A 21,028-nucleotide genomic window follows, 5' to 3' on the forward strand; every position below is an offset into this window, starting at 1 on the left:
ATTATTGTACCGTTTGTCCAGCCAGTATTTGAGGGAGCTGAGAAATCGTTTCAACGATTCATCATACTGCTTCTTTAATGCCACTTCTTTGATGGGAACTGATTGTCATATCTTTAAAAGCCAGCCTAACAGCAAATGCTTTTCATGAAAATATCCTTTAGAAAAACACCGATCTTACCGACACATTCAAGCAGGCATTTTTTACCAGAGAAACATTGATACAATCCCAATAATACTTTATTAAATTTTTACATAATTAAAATTATTTATATGAAACATTTATTGAAGTACATCTTTCTTTTATCATTTACTTTCTTTTCGGTTGCCTGTAGCTCAGACAATGATGAAGTAATAGACACTAATCCCGTTAAAATTGTATTCTACAAAAACGCTGATGATTTTGCATTAACTTATGATGCTCCGGGAGCTGTAAACCAAACGATAAGAAACCAGGCATTTGACCTGTACAAACAGGGTAAATGGAATGAACTGGAAGCGTTGTTTAAAGCTAATAGTCTGAACGGAGGATGGCCTCCTGCCAATGGTGGTTATAATATCGTTGATAATGTTCCTATTTTGGCAGGACAAAAATTCGACCGATACAGCGGAGCTGTAGGAAATTATGACGGAACGGGAGTTCCTACTTTAGGCGGCAGCTTTACAAGCCCTATTATCAATGGATATGTATATACTTTCACGCAAAGAGCATTAAACCAACCTGAAAACAAATATGATTTCTATTATGAGATAGATGTTTTGAATAATTTACTATCTTTCAAATCCCAAACGGCAGATATTATTCCCTGGTTTAATCAGGCTGGCAATGGAAAACAAACCATGTGGAAAATTCCCATTGATATTGCCACAGGATATCCAAAAACATGGAATAAATTAGCTGAAGAGGGATATATAAAAGTAACTATTAAAAAAAGTCCAAGCGGGAAATACAATAACCTGGTAGGTACCGTTATTCAGTAATAAATAAATTCAGATGTATTCAATATCAAAAAAAATAAATATTGGTAAAAAAGCCATCATTCAAAAGGATATTTTCACTAATAATGAAACCGTTCCTTCCGCTGTCGTAAAATTCATATGCTGTAACTGCAATCATGAAAATACAGTGGAAATTATTCCTTACCAATCAGGATTCCCTATCCTTCAGCTTTATCACGATGAGCAGATACTATCCGGAAATGAATTATTAAAAAACGGGATGGTACAGGAAACTTTACCCGGAATGTCACATTTCGGTCCTTTAACGGTAAACAATCTGCCAACCCTATATTTTGGAACCAGCTGCCAGACATGTTATTCAAAATACCTCTGTGTATTTGGCTATGGTGAAAAACAGCCGGGATTAACGATCTTAAGTATCTCAGGAATCTGGAAATATGAAGAATTAAAATAACCACATCTGAATACAGACCATGAATTTAAAACAAAATCCACAACTAAAATTGTGGGTTTTTCTGTTTTGTTTGGGAAATTATATTTTTAAAAGGATGATCAGGAATATTGCTCTTCCTACCCCTTCATTAATACATTTTACGCTGTACATTTTACAATCTCCAAATCGTTTTCTATCTTTGCCATAAATAAAAAAATTCATGGATAAAATTGATAGTCTGAACCAAGTAGCAGAATTCCATACTACTTTCAAAGCCCCTATTTTAGATACCCCACAAATTCCTTCTCCGGAAAGATGCAACCTTAGAGTAGAGCTTCTTCAGGAAGAGTTAAATGAGCTGAAACAAGCGATTGCAGATAATGACATTGTAGAAATTGCAGATGCACTTTGTGATCTTCAGTATGTTTTAAGTGGTGCCGTGCTTGAATTCGGACTTGGCAACAAATTTGTAGAGCTATTCAACGAAGTTCAGCGTTCCAATATGTCTAAAGCTTGCGATAATGAAGAACAGGCAAAGGAAACGGTTGAGTTTTATAAAGAAAAGGAAGTAGCCTCTTTTTATGAAAAATCTGGAGAAAAATTCAATGTTTACAGACAGGCTGATCATAAAGTATTAAAAAACAAATACTACTCTCCTGCTGATTTAAAATCAATCATTGAGAAATAACATATGAAAAAATTTATTACGAATATTGTTGCCTTTTCAAGCATCTTTTTAGCTGTCCAGCAATTTAGCGCTCAAAAAGTAGTGGTTAACCGGGAGGTTGAAACTCAGAATGACGGTAAAATGCTTTTGGGACATCAGCTGAAAGAACAGTTTCTGAAAGCTCCTTATGCCGACTGGTATGTAAAGGAACATGATGAATATGCTCTTGACGCAAAAGCCATCAGTGAGCTTAAAAAAGAAAGACTGGGTTCTTGTGACATTATTGTTTTCATGGGAACATGGTGTGAAGACAGCCACAGAGATATCCCAAGGCTGATGAAAATATTGGAAGAAGTAAGTTATCCGGACTCTAAGCTTACCATTATTGCGGTAAACCGTAAAAAAGAATCTCCTACGGGAGACGAAAGTCTTTACAATATCCAGAAAGTGCCTACCATTATTTTGAAAAAATATGGAAAAGAAATTGGAAGAATTGTAGAAATGCCTACTTCAGGATATATTGAAAGAGATCTGGCAGAGATTTTGAAAAAGAATGATACATCTGTAATAAAAGAAATTTTTAAATAGATTTGTGAGAAATTATAAAACAATTTTATCATTTGTAGCAGGCGCAGGGGTCATGGTGCTTCTGTTTTTCGGGCTTAAGTCCTGTCTTACTCTCACTAATAAAACTGAGAAGTCGGATTATTATATTCTGACCAACCAGATTTCCAAGATGAATAAGATGGTGGTAATGGAGCAGAATACGTCCAGTATGCAGAAGACCAAAATGGGTTATGAAGTATTCGGAAAAGAGGTTTCAAATAACAGCATCATTACCTATACCAAAACCACGGCACAGGTTTCTTATGATCTTAATAAGATGAAGATTGAGGTAGATTCCATCAACAAAAAGCTGGTGATCACCGAACTTCCTGATGCAGACATAAGAATTACTCCCAGTGTTGAAATCCAATCTTTGGACGATTCCTTTTTTAATAGGATTACGGAAAAAGACATTAAGAATGTAACGGAAAAAGCTAAGCAAACTGCGATGAAATCTATTGATGAAAATCAATTGAGAAGTGAGGGACGCAAACAATTAATGGAAAATCTTAATAATGTTTTTGTTTTGGCAAAGGCTTTGAATTATACCATAGAAGATAAAACCGGAAAGATCGGTCTTCTAGGACTCTAAAAATTCAAGCTATGGACTCAAAAGGAAAAAGCAATAAGAAAGAACCTGCCAATATCGCAGAAACCAAAAAGCAGAATGAGGATTTCCAAAACATTCCTGCATCATCGAAAAAGAGCAATCCACCTGAGATTGATAAAGAGGATATTCAAAAATCGTCTAAAGGTAAATCAGGAAAAACGGATAATACAAAGGAGTAAAGTAAAACCATTAAGGTCTTATCACTTCTTTTACAGAATACAATTGAAAGGTCCCGTCTCTAATGAGGCAGGACCTTTCTTCTAACTATCTAAATGAACTTTTTGTACCTATACGATGGTGGACTTTCCGATTTTTACATTTTCAAAATTGTAATAAGATTTTTCGGAATATTTTATATGATCTGCAATAAAGCTTCCTACTTCACTTGTGGAATAATACTGTTTGGTATTAAGATCGATGGTAACATACTTATTTTCAATAGCATGCTCTACAGATTGCCTCAGTTTATCTGCAGCCGTCTGTAAATTAAGGTGATCCAACATCATGGCAACGCTAAGAATAGAAGCAATAGGATTGGCAATACCCTTACCTTTTGCCTGCGGATAAGAACCGTGGATAGGTTCGAACAATGCATTTTTCTCACCAATGGAAGCTGACGGAAGCAATCCGATAGATCCTCCGATCACACTGGCTTCATCAGAAATAATATCCCCGAACATATTTTCAGTTACAATAACATCAAACTGTTTAGGGTTAAGAATCAGCTGCATTGCTGCATTATCTACAAACATATAATCCAGCTGCACGTCCGGATATTCTGAAGCAATCTCCTGACAGATCTTCCTCCATAATCTTGATGTATCCAATACATTGGCTTTGTCAATAAGCGTCAGTTTTTTATTTCTCTTCTGAGCTTCCTGAAACGCCATATGGGCAATAGGAAGAATATCTTCACGGCTATATTTGCATACGTCATAGGCATACGCTCCTTCAGGATCTGTAAACTTTTCACCAAAATAGATTCCGCTTACCAATTCTCTGAAGATCTGAATATCTGCCCCTTCAATGATTTCTCTTTTAAGCGGGCTTTTGTCAATCAGTGAAGAATAGGTTTTCAAAGGCCTGATATTGGCAAATAAACCCAGCTCCTTACGAAGTTTTAGAAGCCCCTGTTCAGGTCTTACTTTTGCTTCAGGATTATTATCGAAAACAGGATCACCTATCGCTCCAAAAAGAACGGCATCAGAATTTTTGCAGATCTTCAACGTTTCTTCGGGTAAAGGGTCTCCGGTCTTAAAAATAGCTTCAGCACCAATCAATCCGTGTTCGAACTGAAATTCATACTGAAAGACTTCAGCTATGACATCCAGTATTTTTATACTTTCTTTGATGATCTCAGGTCCTATTCCGTCTCCGGGAAGAACCGCAATTTTAAAATACTTGTCGCTCATTTTTCTTTTGTGTTTTTAGTTCAAACTCTTGTATCACCTGTTTTCTGCTGATTAAAAAATCAATATCATCATAGCCGTTCAACAGGCATATTTTTTTGTAAGAATCAATCTCAAAAGTTTCGGTTGTATCTTTGAAACTGATGGACTGCAGTTCTACATCAATGGCAATTTCATTATTTGGATTTTCAGTGATTCCTTCTAAAATTTCTTTTAAAAAGTCTTCAGAAACTTTTACCGGAAGAAGTCCGTTATTTAAAGCATTTCCTTTAAAAATGTCGGCAAAATAACTAGAAACAATGACTTTAAAACCATAGTCCGTTAAAGACCATGCTGCGTGTTCCCTGCTGCTTCCGCATCCGAAATTATTTCCTGCCACTAAAATTTCTCCTTCGAATTTTGGATTATTCAGTACAAAATCAGGATTAGGTTCTCCTGAATGCATATTGTACCTCCAATCTCTGAACAGATTTTCACCAAAACCTTTTCTGTCTATACTTTTTAGGAATCTGGCCGGAATAATCTGATCGGTATCTATATTTTCTGCCGGCAATGGTACTGCGCGGGATTTTAAAACAACTAATTTTTGCATGTACTTGTTAATCTGTTTAATTTAAACTTTCAAAAGCAGTGATCCTGCCTTCTATGGCAGCTTTAGCTGCTGTAAGCGGGCTTGCAAGAATGGTTCTGGAACCTTGTCCCTGCCTGCCTTCAAAGTTTCTGTTTGAAGTGGATACACAATATTCTCCTTCCGGGATCTTATCATCATTCATGGCCAGACAAGCTGAACATCCGGGTTGACGAATCTGAAATCCGGCCTCATTGAAAATTTTATCCAATCCTTCTTCATAGATCTGTTTTACCACCTGCTGAGAACCCGGAACAATTAATGCCTGTACTGTTTCAGATTTGCTTTTTCCTTTGATATATTGAGCTGCAGAACGGAAATCCTCTATCCTTGCATTGGTACAGCTTCCGATGAATACATAACTGACCTTAATATGGGAAGGAGCCTGCCCTGCCTTTAATCCCATATAGCGTAACGCTTTTTCTTCCGACTCATTCTGAGGAACAGGAATAAGCTCACGGATTGAGATCCCCATTCCGGGATTCGTTCCATACGTGATCATTGGATAGATTTCTGAAGCTTCAAATGTCAGTTCTTTATCAAAAACAGCTTCTTCATCTGTTTTTAAACCTCTCCAATACGCTACTTTTTCTTGCCATTCTTCACCTTCCGGAGCAAAAACCTTTCCCTTTATATACTCAAAGGTAGTTTCATCAGGGGCAATCATTCCTCCTCTGGCCCCCATTTCAATGCTCATATTGCAAACAGTCATTCTTCCCTCCATAGACATTTCTTCAAATACGTTTCCGGCATATTCACAGAAATATCCTGTTCCCCCATCTGTTCCTATTTTTGAAATAATATAAAGAATCACATCTTTAGGCTGAACATTTTCATTCAATCTGCCGTTTACGGTAATTCTCATCGATTTGGGCTTGTTAAGCAGCAGACATTGGCTTGCAAAAACCTGGGCAACCTGGCTTGTTCCTATTCCAAAAGCAATAGCGCCAAAAGCACCATGCGTGGAAGTATGGCTGTCTCCGCAAACAATACTCATCCCCGGCTGGGTAATTCCCAATTCGGGGGCAATGATGTGAACAATTCCCTGGTATTCATGTCCAAGACCGAACAGTTTTATATTATTTTTCTCGCAATTTTCGGTAAGCTGCTGAACCTGGTTTCTGGACAATTCATCCCGTATCGGCTCTTCCTGATGAAGAGTGGGTACGTTGTGGTCCGCGGTTGCTACAATCTGTTCCGGTCGGAAAACTTCAAGATTTCTGGATTCCAGTTCTGCAAAAGCCTGAGGGCTGGTTACTTCATGAATAAGGTGTTTGTCAATATAAATAATCTGAGGTCCGTTCGGAATGGTTTCCACCACGTGGGCATCCCAAACTTTATCAAAAAGTGTCTTTTTATCGTTCTTCATTTTTATTTTATCTTGATTTTAAATCAATCCTATCCTATTTTTCGGTTGAAAGTCTCTATAATCCGGCTTAAATCGTCATTACCAATCTCTTTTTTAAGATCTGCCACTTTTAAAAACTCCTGATACAGATAATCGAGTTCATTTTTAGTGACATCAAAGCCAATATGCTTAAAACGGTAAGCCAATGCCGAACGTCCGCTTCTTGCTGTAAGAATAATAGAAGATGTACTCACTCCTACTTCCTCAGGATCAATGATTTCGTAAGTTTCTCTGTTTTTGATCACGCCGTCCTGGTGAATTCCTGAGCTGTGGGCAAATGCATTAGCTCCCACAATGGCTTTATTGGGCTGTACAGACATGCCCATAAGGTCCGAAACCATCAGGCTCATCTCATTCAGCATTCTGGAGTTGACATCGGTATGAAGATTAAGATCTTTATGCTGTTTTAAAATCATCACCACTTCTTCCAAAGCCGTATTTCCTGCTCTTTCTCCCAATCCGTTGATTGTACATTCTATCTGACGTGCTCCGTTCATTACTCCTGCAATAGAATTAGCGGTTGCCAATCCTAAGTCATTGTGACAATGGCATGACAATACTGCCTTTTCGATTCCTTTTACATTTTCACGCAAATATTTTATTTTCTGACCATATTCTTCAGGCAGACAATACCCTGTTGTATCAGGAATATTTAAAACTGTAGCCCCGGCCTTAATCACTGCTTCACATACCTGCGCCAGATATTCGTTATCAGTTCTCCCGGCGTCTTCTGCATAAAATTCAACATCTTCCACATAAGTTTTAGCATATCTTACCGCTTCAGCAGCACGTTCCAGAATATCATCTTTTGTGGAGTTGAATTTATATCTGATGTGAGATTCGGAAGTTCCGATTCCCGTATGGATTCTCGGTCTTTTAGCAAATTTCAGTGCTTCAGCTGCCACCTCAATGTCTTTTTTATTGGCTCTAGTGAGTCCACATACTTTAGCATTTTTTACGAGTTTTGAAATTTCTGAAACAGATTCAAAATCTCCGGGACTGGAAATTGGAAACCCCGCTTCAATGATATCAATCCCTAGCTTATCAAGCCTTTCAGCAATAATCAGTTTCTGTTCCGTATTCAGTTTACACCCCGGAACCTGCTCTCCATCTCTCAGTGTGGTATCAAAAATTTCAATTTTTTCGGAATTCATAAATGAAGTTTTTTACTTAATTTTGGTTCAAAACTACAGCTTGAAATATTTTCAGACGTTTATATTTTGTAAAAACTACAATACTCAATAATGAAATAAACAAGTGTATGTATTTGATAATTAAAGTTTTAAATTATAAAAATTTACAATGGCAGAATTGCAGAAAGATTTCTTGTTTGTCTTGGTAAAGTCATTGACCACCTCCGAAAAACGTCAGTTTAAGTTGTATGTCAACCGTCTCGGTATTAATGTAGATGCCAAATTTCTCCTTTTGTTTTCAGAAATGGATAAGATGAAAGAGTATGATGAAAGCATTATTATTGAGAAAAAAATTTCAACGAAACAGCAGCTTTCCAATCTTAAGGCTCACCTTTACAAACAGATCCTCGTGAGTCTCCGCATGAACCCCAGCCACCAGAACTATAGAATTCAGCTCAGGGAACAGCTTGATTTTGCCAATATTCTCTATCAGAAAGGGCTTTATAAACAAGCCTTGAAAATACTGGACAAAACGAAGCAAACTGCCCTGGAACTGGATGAAAAAAGCATAGCTTCAGAAATCATAGACCTTGAAAAAGTGATTGAATCTCAATTTATTACAAGGAGTATTGAAGGACGTGCCGACGAGCTCATCCGGCAGTCTCAGGAAATAAGCAGGCAGAATCGTTATACAACAAAATTATCCAATCTTTCACTGAAACTGTACAGTGAAATGCTTACTCATGGCTATGTAAAAAATGATACGGACAGGAAGGAGGTTCTTGAATTTTTCAATTCCCAGATCAAAAACATTAGCCTTGAAAAACTGAATTTCACTGAAAAACTCTGGTACTTTAAAGCGCATGTCTGGAAAAATCAGCTTTTACAGGATTATAAATACACCTTGAAGTATGCCTATCAATGGGTAGATTTATTTCATAAAAACCCTGAAATGATCTATAGCCATCCAGTCTGGTATATTAAAGGAAATACGTATCTGCTTAAAATTCTGTTTCTCTATGGAAATATAGACATCCTGGAAGAACATTTTAAAAGCTTTAACAGAATGGTCAATGCTGAAAACTTCGCCCAAAACGAAAATCTTCAGTCCCTTATTTTCCTGACTCACTATAATACGCTGATGAATATTCACTTTGTAAAGGGCGAGTTTTTCACCGGGACCAAACTTATTCCTGAGATTGAATTAAAAATGGATAAACTTAGAGAAAGAATTGATGAACATCACTTTATGATTCTTTATCTTAAGATGGCAGCGATGTTTTTTGGAAGTAAAATGTTTAAAAAATCCATTGATTACGCTATGAGGGTAATAGAATCAAAAGGAAATGTGCAGGAAGATTTATTATTCCACACCCGGATTCTAATACTGATGGCCAAACATGAATCAGGAAATGATGAAGACTATGATGAATTTATTGCTTCTACATCTAAATTTGCTAGAAAAATGAAGAAACCTGAAGTTTTCCATTTTGAAAGCATTGAATTTTTTAAAAATCTGAATAATCAGGTTTTAGATCAACAGCAAAAAGCTTTTAAAGCTTTTGATAAAAAACTGGAAGAGTTTTCTAACAACGAGTATTATAGAAGGTCATTATTTTACATTGATATTCACGGATGGATAAAATCTAAAGTTCAGCATGTAGATGTCATTGAGATTATTAAGCAAAAAGTGAAATACAAAAGGAAAAACCAGTAGAATAAATGGTATAGACAGCTTTATGAAGACAATCTTTGAGAGTTTGGATTCCAATCTGCGAAAAAATATAACCACAAAGTCACAAAAGATTTAGACACTTAAGATTCTGATTGTACTTACTTAAGTGAGCTAAGTGTTTAAAAAATATGCAGTCTTTAGAACGGCATATTTGTCATCACAGGAATCTGAGCATAGCTATTATTTACGTTTTGTAAAGCTAATTTTAAGTAGCTGGATTCCTGCGGAATGACAATTTTTGCAGGTATTATCTTATTCAATTAGAGTAACAGTACTTGTCATTCCGCAGGAATCCAGGCATAATAAAAATCTGCTCAATCTGTGAAAGAAATATAACCACAAAGTCACAAAAGATTTAGACACTTAAGAGTTTTTTTAGTTAATATCAAACTGCTGAGAAGTACACATGAGTTTTATGAAAATCTTTGATTTTCTTCTAAAGTGAACTTACTTGTATTCAGTAATTTTTGTACTTACTTAAGTGGGCTAAATCCATGTTATTTAGTTAAAGCAGGATTATTTATACATACTTTCTATAAAATGTAAAGCATTCTTATGGCTTATTTTTTCTACCAATCCGGCAGAGAATCTTTCTTCAATTTCTTTATTGATGGATGGATATACTGAAGCATTAGAATGTTCAGGAAAGAAAAATGGGTGGCGGGGTGTATCCGGATGATCTTTCCAATAGAAATAGTCTGCTCCATAAGCAATACTGTTTGCTCCGCCAAGATCAAGCCCATATTGAATGTGTTCATATAATCTTTCCGGCTGCTCCAGATCGACATAATCTTTGATAAAGTTAAGCCCAATAAGTCCTTTTCTTCTGATCACTTCTTTAGCCAGTTCATCGGGAAGATTTCTTTTATTCTCATAAATACTTCTGTAGTTGGAATGGCTTGCCAGGATAGGAATGGAATAATTCTTCTGATCTATATAGGTAAAAATGTCATAAGCCAGCTGATCGCTTGTGTGGGCCAGATCTATTGCAATTTTTCTGTCAGCAATATAGTCGATTAAAACTTTTCCATCTTCTTTTAGCCCTGCTTCTGCATTGTTTCCCCCTCCAAAACGGTTTTCTGAATGGTGAGTAATCCCTATATACAATATTTTCTGTGTATTTTGGATTATATTTTCAAGCTTTTTAAACCCGGAATCCAGGCTTTCATTTTCATCACAGAAAGCGGATGCATTTTCAATGGAAGCAATAACTCCTATCCGATCTTTATTTTCAGACGATTGATAATTGTTATTATTAAAAAGGAAAAAGTTCTCATTTTTAATGAGCTCCGAAAACAACTGACTCTGCTGTAATCCATAACCAGTACTGCCTGCTCCGGTTCCGGCATATATGGCCATCACCTGAAGTTTTACATTTCCCTGCTTCAGATAAGGCAGTGAACAGCCAATTTCCTTATCATCAAGGCTCACATTTGAATTGAGCAGATAATACAACAGATCACAGTGCAGATCGATATTTATAGTATTCATAGTAGAAATTTATATCTTGATTTTCATGTATTCATTGTGAGGACTAATACCCCATCCTTCTTTTTCTTATTTCCGGACCTTTAAAAATACTATTAATAATCACCAGGAAGTCATATTTTAAATGAGTTCGCAACATTTACATTATCTATTATGTTAATAGTTTAATTAAAAATATTTTTGCAGGCAAGAAAGCTCAATATACCGTTTACAGGCATGAAACAGCAGAATTTCTCTCAAAGAACTGCTGAAAGTAAAACTAAGCCCATCCAAAACGGCTGAAATCTTTTATATTTTTATATTAATTATCAATCTAAATAGGTACTGATGTAGTATTTTATCTAAAAAATGCGTATTTTTGCATCTTAAAATTTCTTAGTAAACAATGATAAAAATTACACTTCCAGACAGTAGTGTCAAAGAATTCGAGGGAGCAGTTACTCCCCTAGATGTGGCAAAATCTATAAGCGAGGGATTGGCTAGAAATACCATTTCCGCAATTGTTAATGACAAACAAGTAGAAATAACCACACCTATAACCACGGATTCTACGATACAGCTATTGACCTGGAATGATGATCTTGGAAAGAAAGCTTTCTGGCATTCTTCTGCCCACCTTTTGGCGCAGGCTATCCTTGAGTTTTATCCTAATGCTAAGTTGACGATCGGTCCGGCTATTGAAAGCGGATTCTATTATGATGTAGATTTCGGAGATGAGAGCTTATCTGAAAAGGATTTTGAGAAGATTGAAAAGAAAGTTCTTGAAAATGCCAAGAAAGGTTCTACATTCTCTTTATACCCGGTTTCTAAAGATGAAGCTTTAAAAATCTATGCAGACAATCCTTATAAAGTAGAATTGATCTCTAATCTTAATGATGGAGAAATCACTTTTGTGACTCATGATAACTTTACGGATCTATGTCGTGGTGGGCACATTCCCAACACAGGAATTGTAAAAGCTGTTAAGATTTTAAATGCAGCCGGCGCATACTGGAGAGGAAATGAAAAGAACCCTCAGCTGACAAGGGTATACGGAATTTCTTTCCCTAAACAGAAAGAACTTACTGAATATCTTGAAAGGTTAGAAGAAGCTAAAAGAAGAGATCACAGAAAATTAGGTAAAGAACTTGGAATTTTTGCATTTTCTGAAAAAGTAGGAGCCGGTCTTCCGTTATGGTTACCAAAAGGTACTGCTTTAAGAAGAAAATTAGAAAACTTCCTTAGTGATGCTCAGAAAAAAGGAGGTTATGAATTTGTAATGTCTCCACATATCGGGGCCAAAGAATTATATGTAACTTCGGGACACTGGGATAAATATGGCGCAGATAGCTTCCAGCCGATCAAAACGCCTAACGAAGGAGAAGAATTTTTATTAAAGCCTATGAACTGCCCGCACCACTGTGAGATTTATAAAACTTCACAATGGAGCTATAGAGATCTTCCTAAAAGATATGCAGAATTCGGAACTGTTTACAGATATGAGCAAAGTGGAGAGCTTCACGGATTGACAAGAGTTCGTGGATTTACTCAGGATGATGCTCACCTTTTCTGTACTCCGGATCAGCTTTCTGAAGAATTTGAAAAAGTAATTGATTTAACTCTTTATGTATTTAAATCTTTAGGATTTGAAGATTTTGTAACCCAGGTTTCATTAAGAGATCCTGAGAACAAAGAGAAATATATCGGTTCTGATGAGAACTGGGAAAAGGCAGAAAATGCCATCATCAATGCTGCTCAGAAAAAAGGTCTGAAAACTGTTGTTGAATATGGTGAGGCAGCATTCTACGGTCCTAAACTTGACTTCATGGTTAAGGATGCTTTAGGAAGAAAATGGCAGCTGGGAACGATCCAGGTAGATTATAACTTGCCGGAAAGATTTGACCTTCACTACATTGGAAATGATAATGAAAAGCACAGACCGGTAATGATTCACAGAGCTCCTTTCGGTTCTATGGAACGTTTTATTGCGATTTTATTAGAAAATACTGCAGGAGACTTCCCGTTATGGTTAAGCCCTGATCAGTTTATTATTCTACCGATCAGTGAAAAATATGTAGATTATGCAAAAAAAGTTTCACAATTTTTGGAAAATCACGATATTAGCGGTCAGATTGACGACAGAAATGAGAAGACGGGTAAAAAGATCCGTGATGCTGAATTGAAAAAGATCCCATTCATGCTTGTTATAGGAGAGAATGAAGAAAATGAAGGTACAATTTCTGTAAGAAGACGTGGTGAAGGAGATCTTGGAGTAATGAAAATGGAAGATTTCGTTTCTTACTTCAAAAAAGAAGCCGCAATATAAATTTAAAATTAAAAGATGGAAGGATTCAAAAATAAATGGGGTCTTTCAGTTTTTAAATATTTAAATCAATTAAATTAAGTAATTAACCAATAAAATTATAATACAATAGCACAAAGATTTAACAACAGGGGCCCACAAAGACGTCCTGTACAAGAGGACTTACACTTAATCAACGATAAAATTCGTGTGAGAGAGCTTCGTTTGGTGGGCGATAACGTAGAGCCGGGAATTTATCCAATTGACAAAGCAAGACAAATTGCTGCGGAACAGGAATTGGATTTAGTAGTAATTTCTGATAAGGCTGAACCTTTCATTGCAAGAATATTAGAATACAAGAAGTTTCTATATGAGCAAAAGAAAAAACAAAAGGAACTAAAAGCTAAGCAAGTAAAAGTAGTTGTGAAAGAAATCCGTTTTGGACCACAGACGGATGATCACGATTATGAATTTAAGAAAAAGCATGCTGAAAAGTTTCTTGAAGAAGGTTCAAAATTGAAAACCTACGTATTTTTTAAAGGACGTTCGATTATCTTTAAGGATCAGGGAGAAATCTTACTTTTAAAACTTGCCCAGGAACTGGAGCATGTTGGTAAAGTAGATCAGTTACCTAAGCTTGAAGGAAAAAGGATGATTATGATGATGAGTCCTAAAAAACCAGCAAAATAATTAAGTCATTTATCTTAATATAAAAACCTCAAATTACTTTGAGGTTTTTTTTATAGTAAAGTTTTCAGGGAAAAGTTTTATGAGATATAGAAAAAGGCAGCTGATCGGGATCAATCGTCAAAGTTGGGAAAGCTCATGCAATTTAAATTTCACGGTATTTGATGCTGTATTTTTTAAGGATTCAAAGGTAAAAATCAATCCCATTGATTCTTTGTTAGCATATGCATAACTGTATAGCTTTCTTACGAATAAAATGATCCTATATTATTTTGTGTTTTTATACAAGTAAATCATTTTAAAGGTAAGTTTTTGAATCACTAAAGATTCTCCCCCAACTTTTAAGACTGATCCGTTGATCCACTGCTCATCTTCAAAATAAATTGATGGTTTATTATCCTTCAAAATCGCCACAGTCATGTTCTTTGAAAAGTGGCAACGCTTTTTTGATGGTAAAATACCTGGATACTCTTTTATTATTTAATTCCAGCTTTTTACCTTCTATAACCAGTTCGTAAACTGGGGCTTTATCTATTTGAGTTATAGTATAAGTTCCTTCAGGTGTTTTTAAAACGGTTTTATTTCCTTCATTAGAGAATGAGAACCTATCAATTTTAAAAGTATCGTTTTCATCACAGATATTGGTCCATATCATTTTATCCTTTGTTACAGATAAGCTTGCTAAGTCACATGAATAACAGTTGCCGGAGAATTCTATACCATATTTTTCATGCACATTTGTACTTTTGCTATTCAGTATATCAATAGGAACTAACGCTGAAAAATCACTTGGCATATCTTGTTGTGATAGGGTATCCTTTACCGGAACAGATGTAGGAACTGTAGTTACTTTTACCTCCGTAGAATCTGCTTTTTCAGCCCCTTTTTTTTCTGTAGCAGGTGAGCAAGAAACGAACAAAGCTATCACCATTGAGCAGTTGATTATTATATTTTTCATCTATATAAAATAATTTGCAACACTTAAATTTATCTTTTGTAAAATTGTTTAAAATATACCATTCAATATATCCCTGCTTTCAGCCATTTATTCCCTGTATTAAGCGGTTTTGTTGGCCGCCACCCTGAATACTGATACCTTTGGCTGAAAAATATAGAAAATGAAACTCTTATCTCAATTCTTTATATCCTCTATGGTTGTTGTTTTTGTGGGATGTAATCAACAAACTAAAATATCAGAAACGCATAAACCGGAAGCTGAAGTTACACAGAAAAACATAACATTTGCTGATTTTAAAAAGATAAAAGGTGTAGATAATGTACAGGATGTGCCCTTTCAATTATTTACCAGGCTGGATTCTGTAAGGTTTTTTATAGCTCCGGATAAAGATGCTGCCCATTTGAAAATAGCTTACAATAAACTGGATAATTATTATGGATTTGAAGAGTTTGATGACTTCTACTCTATTCATTACAGCATTAATAATACTATTTCGAACAGCATTGAAGCTTTTGTCTTAAAATCAGAATTCACTGCAGGATTTGACTTGACTTTACAAGGTGTTGATCTTTATGAGATCAGAAGCAGTGTATTTAAAAAGTCTCAGGATGTAAAAAATAAATCGTTCAGTACATATGGTACCATAGCAGAAGTCTCTGAAGAGGAATTTAAAACAGCCTCTAACAAACGAATCGATGAAGTTTTAATAAAAGATCCACATGTAATCCTGGAAGGTAATAAATGGCTATACATCAATAGCACAACAGAAAAAAAACTGATTACACAACATGAGAATGTATCTACAGAAGACGGACTCTTATCCTATGAATATATAGGAGTATCCCCTTACCTGTATTTACAGGTTTTCAAAGAAAGCTCAATGGAGACTTCAGATACGTATTATTCTTTTTATAATGTAAAATCTTCAGTTAATTTTCAACTCTTTACAGCGGGTTATCCGCAGGTTCTTCCCAAGAAAGACTGGATTTCCTATATTGTTTCAAACAATGATGTGGGAAGTGATTTTGCAATCAGTAAATATGTGAAACAAAGTTATAATCTTGAAGACCTTTTGTATGTCAACTTTACTAAGTTCAAAATAGCCGATGGCACAAAAGCTTTTTGGGCGGATGATGAAACCTTTTATGCCGAAGTTTATCCTACCAATTCAGCTTCATCAAATGGCAAAAAGCAAAAAGCGGCTTTCATAAAAATTCAGCTGAAGGCTAATCTGTTTCGAATGAAAAAAAAGTATTATAACCCCTATAGCAATTGGCCCCGTTAGGAAAGAAGTAAGATAAAAACCCCTGAAACCAGCCAGTGTTTATGGAGGTAAAGTACATATCTTTGCAGCAGTTATTTAAAGATATACAATGAAAAAAATAAGTTTAACCCTCCTTTTTTCTTTACTAAGCTTAATGACTTTTGCACAATCGTTAAAAGTAGTTATTAAACAGGACGGAAAAGTAATTGAACCGGTCAATGATGTTTATGATCTGAAAAAGTCACCTTTTATATTTGAGTTTGCCGCTACCAATCTTGAAGGTTTTTTAGTGGGAGCAACGACCAATAAGGATATTTATGCGGAAGCTCTGGGACTTTTCAATACTGAGGTTCCCTGGTTTCAAAATACAGGTATGGCAGAGGAACTGTATAACAAGGACAAAGAACTATTTTTAATGGATGAGGCGCCATCCTATTGGTATTATACAGATACAAAAGATCACAGATTCGATAAAAATCCTAAAGGAAACGTAAAACAATGGACAGCTACGCGTACTATTACGAGGTTTTATGACATCATGGTGGATCAGCCTGTTAATTTAAAAGATTTTGACGGAAGTGCTTATGTATTCATCTATGAGCCTGTATATAACGATGAGTACGATTTAATAGGAAAGAAAAATCTGTTCCAGGCTGTGCTGAGATTCAAAGATTAATAATTGAACACCTAATTTTAAATTTATATAAAAAAGGTCTGCTTTTACGATGTAAGCAGACCTTTTTGCTGGTATGAATATGAATCAGTTTCAAAAAATTGAATGCAGATTATTTACGCTGAATTTTATAGACGCAAAGGTTTAATTTCTAGTAACGTATTATTTTAAGGAAGCAAAGCAGTGAATCAATTTTATTGATTCATTTTAAGCGAACGTTTAGCCAGCAGCTTTGCTACCCTTTTAGAATATATTATTCGATGATCAAACCGTGTTCTATAGCCAGTTTAAATGACTGAACTAAGATTAGTTTTGATAAGATTTTTTCGGTGCTTTCTGTGACCTTTCCAACCCTGCTACAGCCAACGTGTTAGTTTTTAAACCTGAAAGTACTTCTCTCATTTTCTTTCGTCGGTTGATAAAATAGCATACCCATAATTATCTGACCACCCAGATTGTAAAGGAAGTAATTTTCGGGTATGTGCTTCTCTTAGCATACCAACTTTTTCTAAAACACTTATAGAGCCAATATTTTCAATGGCACAACCCGCTTCTATCCTATGAAGTTTCAAATTTTCAAAACCGAAATCCAGTATTTTATTTAGACTTTCTGTTGCAAACCCTTGATTCCAAAATTTATAATGGAGCTGAAACCAAACTTCAGCGTTTTTATAATGTTCTTTCCCCAAATTAATTCCAATTAATCCAATAAATGTATCTTCATTAATCAAATTAACGCCGAATGTGAATTTTTTGGCTTTTTCTTTATTGTTTTCCATCATCCATTTTTTAACCATTTCTTCAGTTTCCTGAATGTCTTTTGGAACTTCTGAAGTATTAAACCGCGACGTTTCTTCTAAGGATTGCAATTCGAAAATGTTTTCAATATCGTTTGCTGAGATAAGACTTAAATGTAATCTTTCTGTTCGTAAATTTATGTTCATTTTTGTTTTATAATGTTCTGTCTTAAATTGATCTTGATGAAACTTACCTAAAATATTCACTTTTCTTAATGGTTTAAATTCATCTTATTTTGTTAACGAAGATTTTATTTTTAGGGACTTATTATTTTAAGTAATCTAAGCAATGAATCAATTGAAATCGATTCTGACGAAGCGAAAATCTAGCATCTGCTTTATCAGAAGTATTTATTCATAACGTTTTCCAATATCAACTGTGAAATCTGCGTAATCTGTGGGAGCAAAAAACAAACTCCCGGCTCTTGTATTATTCGATAATCAATCCGTATTCTATGGCTAGTTTAATAGCTGAACTAAGATTAGACGTTTGAAATTTTTCGATAAGATTCTTCCGGTGACTTTCTACGGTGTGCGGGCTTATAAAAAGCTTTTCAGCCATTTGATTGGTCGTAAGTCCTTTTGCTGCTTCGGCTAAGATTTCCTTTTCTCTTCGTGTTAATTTCGGCACCTGATGCAACCCATCTGATGATTTCTTCTCCAAAACAGACTTGGTTTGTGAGCATAAAAAACGGTCACCGGCATATACGGTATTGATACCTTCCAGAATTTCAGAAACTGACGCATTTTTCTGAATGTATCCCAAAGCGCCTTCCGCTAAAGTACTGTTGATTACCGGCAGTTCATTATGAACGCTAAGCATAATAATCTGGAGGTTCCCATACTTTTTCTTCAAAGGTTTTATAAGTTCAATACTGTTGATATCTACCAGATTGATGTCCAGCAACAAAATATCGACAGCTTGTTTTGCCAGGCCTGCATTCATTTCTGAAACGCTTTTGAAACAATCTACAACATCTATCGTATCGCTGTTTCCTAAAATATTTTTCAGTCCTTCCAATAGAAGTGGATGATCATCTGTTATGGCTACTTTTATCATGTGTAATGAATAGGAATTTGAAGTTCTATACTGGTCCCAATATTTTGTTCGGAGATGATGTTCATCGTTCCTTTTAAAAACTGGACTCTTGATTCTATATTATGAAAACCTGCTGTTTTTCTTACGTCTAAGTTTGTAGGGTCAAAACCTTTACCGTTGTCTTCTACTGTAAGATTTAATACATTTTCTTCTTCACTGATCTGAATAATAATTTCGGAAGTATAGGCATGTTTTATGGCATTGTTGACCAATTCCTGAATGATTCTGTATAGGATCAGCTGCTTTTCTTCTGCTATGGAATCGGTGTAACTGATAAATTCGGTATGGATATCTAATGAAGTATTAGACATGCGGGAAGCAAACTCCTGAATGGCTACTTCCAATCCGTATTTCATTAATAAATCAGGCATTAAATTATGCGCTACCCGTCTCAGCTCTTCTACAGCACCATCAATCTGGGTAATAGATTTTGAAATTTCTTCTTCTATGCTTTCGGATTGGTAAGGGTCTAAAGAAGACAGCTGAAGTTTGGTTCCTGAAAGCAAGCCGCCCAATCCATCATGAAGATCACGGGCTAAACGGCCACGTTCCTGTTCCTGCCCTTCCAACAATGCCGTAAGCGTAGATATTTTTGAATTTTGTTTCTCTTTTTCCATAGCTAAGGCATGCAATTCGTCTCTTTGCTTCATCGACTTTGCACGTTGCTTATAGGCATAAAGCAATAAAATAATCAAAACGATGAAAATGAAAATAAAAACAATGTAATAGGTATTGATCTTTTCCTTGAATGTCAACAGTTTTTTAAAGTTGCTGATATCCTTGTTCTTTTGTTCGGTTTCTAACTTTGCCAACCGAAGCTGCTGTTCTTTTTTCTCCGATTCCAATTCTGAAAATTTCAGTCGCTCGCGTTGATTTTCCTCCACTAATTTTAAGTTGTTGTACACCTGTTCACGTTGTGCCCGCAATATATTGATCAACTTAATCTGCTGTGCTTTTTTATCGCTTTCCAGCTGTAGCTTTATATACTTCTGTTCCTGCCGTTCTTTGTCGAACTGAGATTCTAACCTTTTGGTAATATCCAGTTTTTCCTGATCATAAATACTTTTGTATTTGTTGACATAACTTTTATAATAATTAAGGGCTTCTTTGTAATTGCCTTGCTCTTCGCTAAGTTGGGATAAAGATTCAAGAATAGATAATTCTATATTATGATCTCTAACCGGGCTTTTCCCAATTTCCATAGAAGCTTTTAGAAAGTAAGACTTTGCTAAATCATAATCCTTATCCTGTACAGCCAGCTCCGCCATAATCCCAAATGAAGAAGCGATATGAATGGCGTCACCGGTTTCCAGGCTCACGGTATTGGCTAATTGGGCATATTTCATCGCCTTATCTCTATCAAAACCAGTATACAGATTGGCTAAATTGATGGCTGCATAGGAAAGACTAGTCTTGTTGAGCATAGCCTCTTTATTTTTGTTGAAAGTCTTAATGGCCTGTAAATAATACTGCTCTGCCCTATTTCTCAACGCTACATCCGATGGATTTTGCGCGTATTTTTGTTCATAGACGTAGCCCATCCGCATATAGGCATCAAAGATAAGATTAGGGTCATTCTGTTTGGATGCCAACAACAAAAACTGCTTACTGTATTTTTCTTCCAGTTGGTATTCATTGAGGTTGGAATAAATAGTGGACAACTCTTTAACAACGGTAGCAAATCTTCCGTACAGTGTAGAAGTTGTTGGTGAATTTTCATAATAGTCAATAGCTTTCAAATAAGCGGCAGCGGCATCAGTTGTTTTATTATTACGTATCAGAATCCACCCCTTTGCATATTGAAAATAACCTTTAGCCTCGTTACTGTTCGTTTTTAAGCTATACACATTGGCCATGTCAAGACTTTTCAAAGCTTCAGTTCCTTTGTTATCAAGTCGATAATTCATAGCTTGAACAGCATACAAGATGGTGGCATATTTCCCATCCGTTTGTTTTGCTGCGATAGAAATGCTGGTTTCTAAAATCTGGTAGGATTTTGATTTTAAGTTACGTAAAAATAGGGCTTTAGCGTATTTGGGAGCCAGATCCAACTGCTCTATTGTTTTATTTGAAGCATTGTTATATTCCCTCTCTAATTGGCTTACAACATCCTGTGCCTGAGCAAAAAAAGAACAAATAAACAAAGTAAATATAAATAACAACCTGTACATCAAATCCTTAACTCTATTAAATTT

The 21,028-nt window shown here is 35.6% G+C and carries 20 protein-coding genes; 11 read left to right on the plus strand and 9 right to left on the minus strand.

The annotated features are described in order from the left end of the window. The first annotated feature begins 270 nt into the window (after nt 1-270). The 6 genes from LQV47_RS10035 to LQV47_RS10060 all read left to right on the plus strand — a co-directional run bounded on the left by LQV47_RS10035 (nt 271) and on the right by LQV47_RS10060 (nt 3,452). Nucleotides 271-978: a TNT domain-containing protein gene (locus LQV47_RS10035; protein ID WP_230036444.1), complete on the plus strand. Its 708-nt coding sequence runs from the start codon at nt 271-273 to the stop codon at nt 976-978. 13 nt (nt 979-991) lie between these two features. Beyond that, entirely contained in the window at nt 992-1,411 is a 420-nt protein-coding gene (locus tag LQV47_RS10040) for a hypothetical protein (RefSeq protein WP_230036445.1), read from the plus strand. Nucleotides 1,412-1,610: 199 nt separating this feature from the next. Continuing rightward, nucleotides 1,611-2,078, plus strand: coding sequence for a nucleoside triphosphate pyrophosphohydrolase family protein (locus LQV47_RS10045; RefSeq protein WP_230036447.1), 468 nt, complete (start codon nt 1,611-1,613; stop codon nt 2,076-2,078). A gap of 3 nt (nt 2,079-2,081) precedes the next feature. Further along, a complete protein-coding gene (locus tag LQV47_RS10050; protein ID WP_230036449.1) occupies nt 2,082-2,645 on the plus strand; it encodes a thioredoxin family protein in 564 nt (187 codons plus the stop codon). A 4-nt stretch (nt 2,646-2,649) separates the two neighbouring features. Beyond that, complete coding sequence (locus LQV47_RS10055) at nt 2,650-3,255, plus strand: DUF4230 domain-containing protein (RefSeq protein WP_230036451.1); 606 nt, start codon at nt 2,650-2,652, stop codon at nt 3,253-3,255. Between the two features lie 11 nt (nt 3,256-3,266). Beyond that, complete coding sequence (locus LQV47_RS10060; RefSeq protein ID WP_230036453.1) at nt 3,267-3,452, plus strand: hypothetical protein; 186 nt, start codon at nt 3,267-3,269, stop codon at nt 3,450-3,452. Nucleotides 3,453-3,560: 108 nt separating this feature from the next. Here the strand turns inward: LQV47_RS10060 and leuB are convergent, their stop codons facing one another. The 4 genes from leuB to LQV47_RS10080 are packed head-to-tail and all read right to left on the minus strand — an operon-like array spanning nt 3,561 to nt 7,872. Continuing rightward, nucleotides 3,561-4,685 (minus strand): 3-isopropylmalate dehydrogenase, encoded by a 1,125-nt coding sequence (gene leuB, locus LQV47_RS10065; protein ID WP_230036455.1) that lies wholly within the window; start codon nt 4,683-4,685, stop codon nt 3,561-3,563. Beyond that, on the minus strand, nt 4,666-5,274 hold the full coding sequence (gene leuD / locus LQV47_RS10070) for a 3-isopropylmalate dehydratase small subunit (protein ID WP_230036457.1): 609 nt from the start codon (nt 5,272-5,274) through the stop codon (nt 4,666-4,668). Before leuD ends, leuB begins: the two co-directional genes overlap by 20 nt. 16 nt (nt 5,275-5,290) lie before the next feature. After that, a complete protein-coding gene (gene leuC / locus LQV47_RS10075; protein WP_230036459.1) occupies nt 5,291-6,679 on the minus strand; it encodes a 3-isopropylmalate dehydratase large subunit in 1,389 nt (462 codons plus the stop codon). Nucleotides 6,680-6,708: 29 nt separating this feature from the next. Then, on the minus strand, nt 6,709-7,872 hold the full coding sequence (locus tag LQV47_RS10080; RefSeq protein WP_230036461.1) for a 2-isopropylmalate synthase: 1,164 nt from the start codon (nt 7,870-7,872) through the stop codon (nt 6,709-6,711). Between the two features lie 148 nt (nt 7,873-8,020). Here LQV47_RS10080 and LQV47_RS10085 point away from each other — a divergent pair, with 148 nt between their 5' ends. Beyond that, entirely contained in the window at nt 8,021-9,568 is a 1,548-nt protein-coding gene (locus tag LQV47_RS10085) for a hypothetical protein (protein ID WP_230036463.1), read from the plus strand. 534 nt (nt 9,569-10,102) lie between these two features. Here the strand turns inward: LQV47_RS10085 and LQV47_RS10090 are convergent. Beyond that, nucleotides 10,103-11,077, minus strand: a complete 975-nt coding sequence (locus LQV47_RS10090; RefSeq protein WP_230036465.1) for a membrane dipeptidase — start codon at nt 11,075-11,077, stop codon at nt 10,103-10,105. Between the two features lie 382 nt (nt 11,078-11,459). Between LQV47_RS10090 and thrS the strand changes: the two genes are divergently transcribed. Together thrS and infC are read left to right on the plus strand one after the other, a co-directional pair. Further along, nucleotides 11,460-13,379 carry a threonine--tRNA ligase gene (gene thrS, locus LQV47_RS10095; RefSeq protein ID WP_230036467.1) on the plus strand — a complete coding sequence of 640 codons (1,920 nt, stop codon included), beginning with the start codon at nt 11,460-11,462 and terminating at the stop codon, nt 13,377-13,379. Nucleotides 13,380-13,484: 105 nt separating this feature from the next. Beyond that, the gene (gene infC, locus LQV47_RS10100) at nt 13,485-14,045 is read left to right on the plus strand and encodes a translation initiation factor IF-3 (RefSeq protein ID WP_076352026.1); all 561 of its coding nucleotides are present in this window, start codon (nt 13,485-13,487) and stop codon (nt 14,043-14,045) included. Nucleotides 14,046-14,436: 391 nt separating this feature from the next. Here the strand turns inward: infC and LQV47_RS10105 are convergent, their stop codons facing one another. Further along, nucleotides 14,437-15,000 carry a hypothetical protein gene (locus tag LQV47_RS10105; RefSeq protein WP_230036469.1) on the minus strand — a complete coding sequence of 188 codons (564 nt, stop codon included), beginning with the start codon at nt 14,998-15,000 and terminating at the stop codon, nt 14,437-14,439. Nucleotides 15,001-15,160: 160 nt separating this feature from the next. Here LQV47_RS10105 and LQV47_RS10110 point away from each other — a divergent pair, with 160 nt between their 5' ends. Together LQV47_RS10110 and LQV47_RS10115 are read left to right on the plus strand one after the other, a co-directional pair. Next, on the plus strand, nt 15,161-16,285 hold the full coding sequence (locus tag LQV47_RS10110) for a resolvase (RefSeq protein ID WP_230036471.1): 1,125 nt from the start codon (nt 15,161-15,163) through the stop codon (nt 16,283-16,285). 88 nt (nt 16,286-16,373) lie between these two features. Further along, on the plus strand, nt 16,374-16,940 hold the full coding sequence (locus LQV47_RS10115) for a hypothetical protein (RefSeq protein WP_230036473.1): 567 nt from the start codon (nt 16,374-16,376) through the stop codon (nt 16,938-16,940). A 395-nt stretch (nt 16,941-17,335) separates the two neighbouring features. Here LQV47_RS10115 and LQV47_RS10120 read toward each other — a convergent pair whose 3' ends face one another. The 3 genes from LQV47_RS10120 to LQV47_RS10130 form a co-directional block, all read right to left on the minus strand. Next, nucleotides 17,336-17,941 carry a GNAT family N-acetyltransferase gene (locus tag LQV47_RS10120; protein ID WP_230036475.1) on the minus strand — a complete coding sequence of 202 codons (606 nt, stop codon included), beginning with the start codon at nt 17,939-17,941 and terminating at the stop codon, nt 17,336-17,338. 223 nt (nt 17,942-18,164) lie between these two features. Continuing rightward, entirely contained in the window at nt 18,165-18,794 is a 630-nt protein-coding gene (locus LQV47_RS10125) for a response regulator transcription factor (RefSeq protein WP_230036477.1), read from the minus strand. Continuing rightward, entirely contained in the window at nt 18,791-21,004 is a 2,214-nt protein-coding gene (locus LQV47_RS10130) for an ATP-binding protein (RefSeq protein WP_230036479.1), read from the minus strand. The genes LQV47_RS10125 and LQV47_RS10130 overlap by 4 nt, the downstream gene beginning before the upstream one ends. Between the last annotated feature and the right edge of the window lie 24 nt (nt 21,005-21,028).

Origin of the sequence: Chryseobacterium sp. Bi04 (genome assembly GCF_918698085.1) — a bacterium.
GTDB lineage: Bacteria > Bacteroidota > Bacteroidia > Flavobacteriales > Weeksellaceae > Chryseobacterium.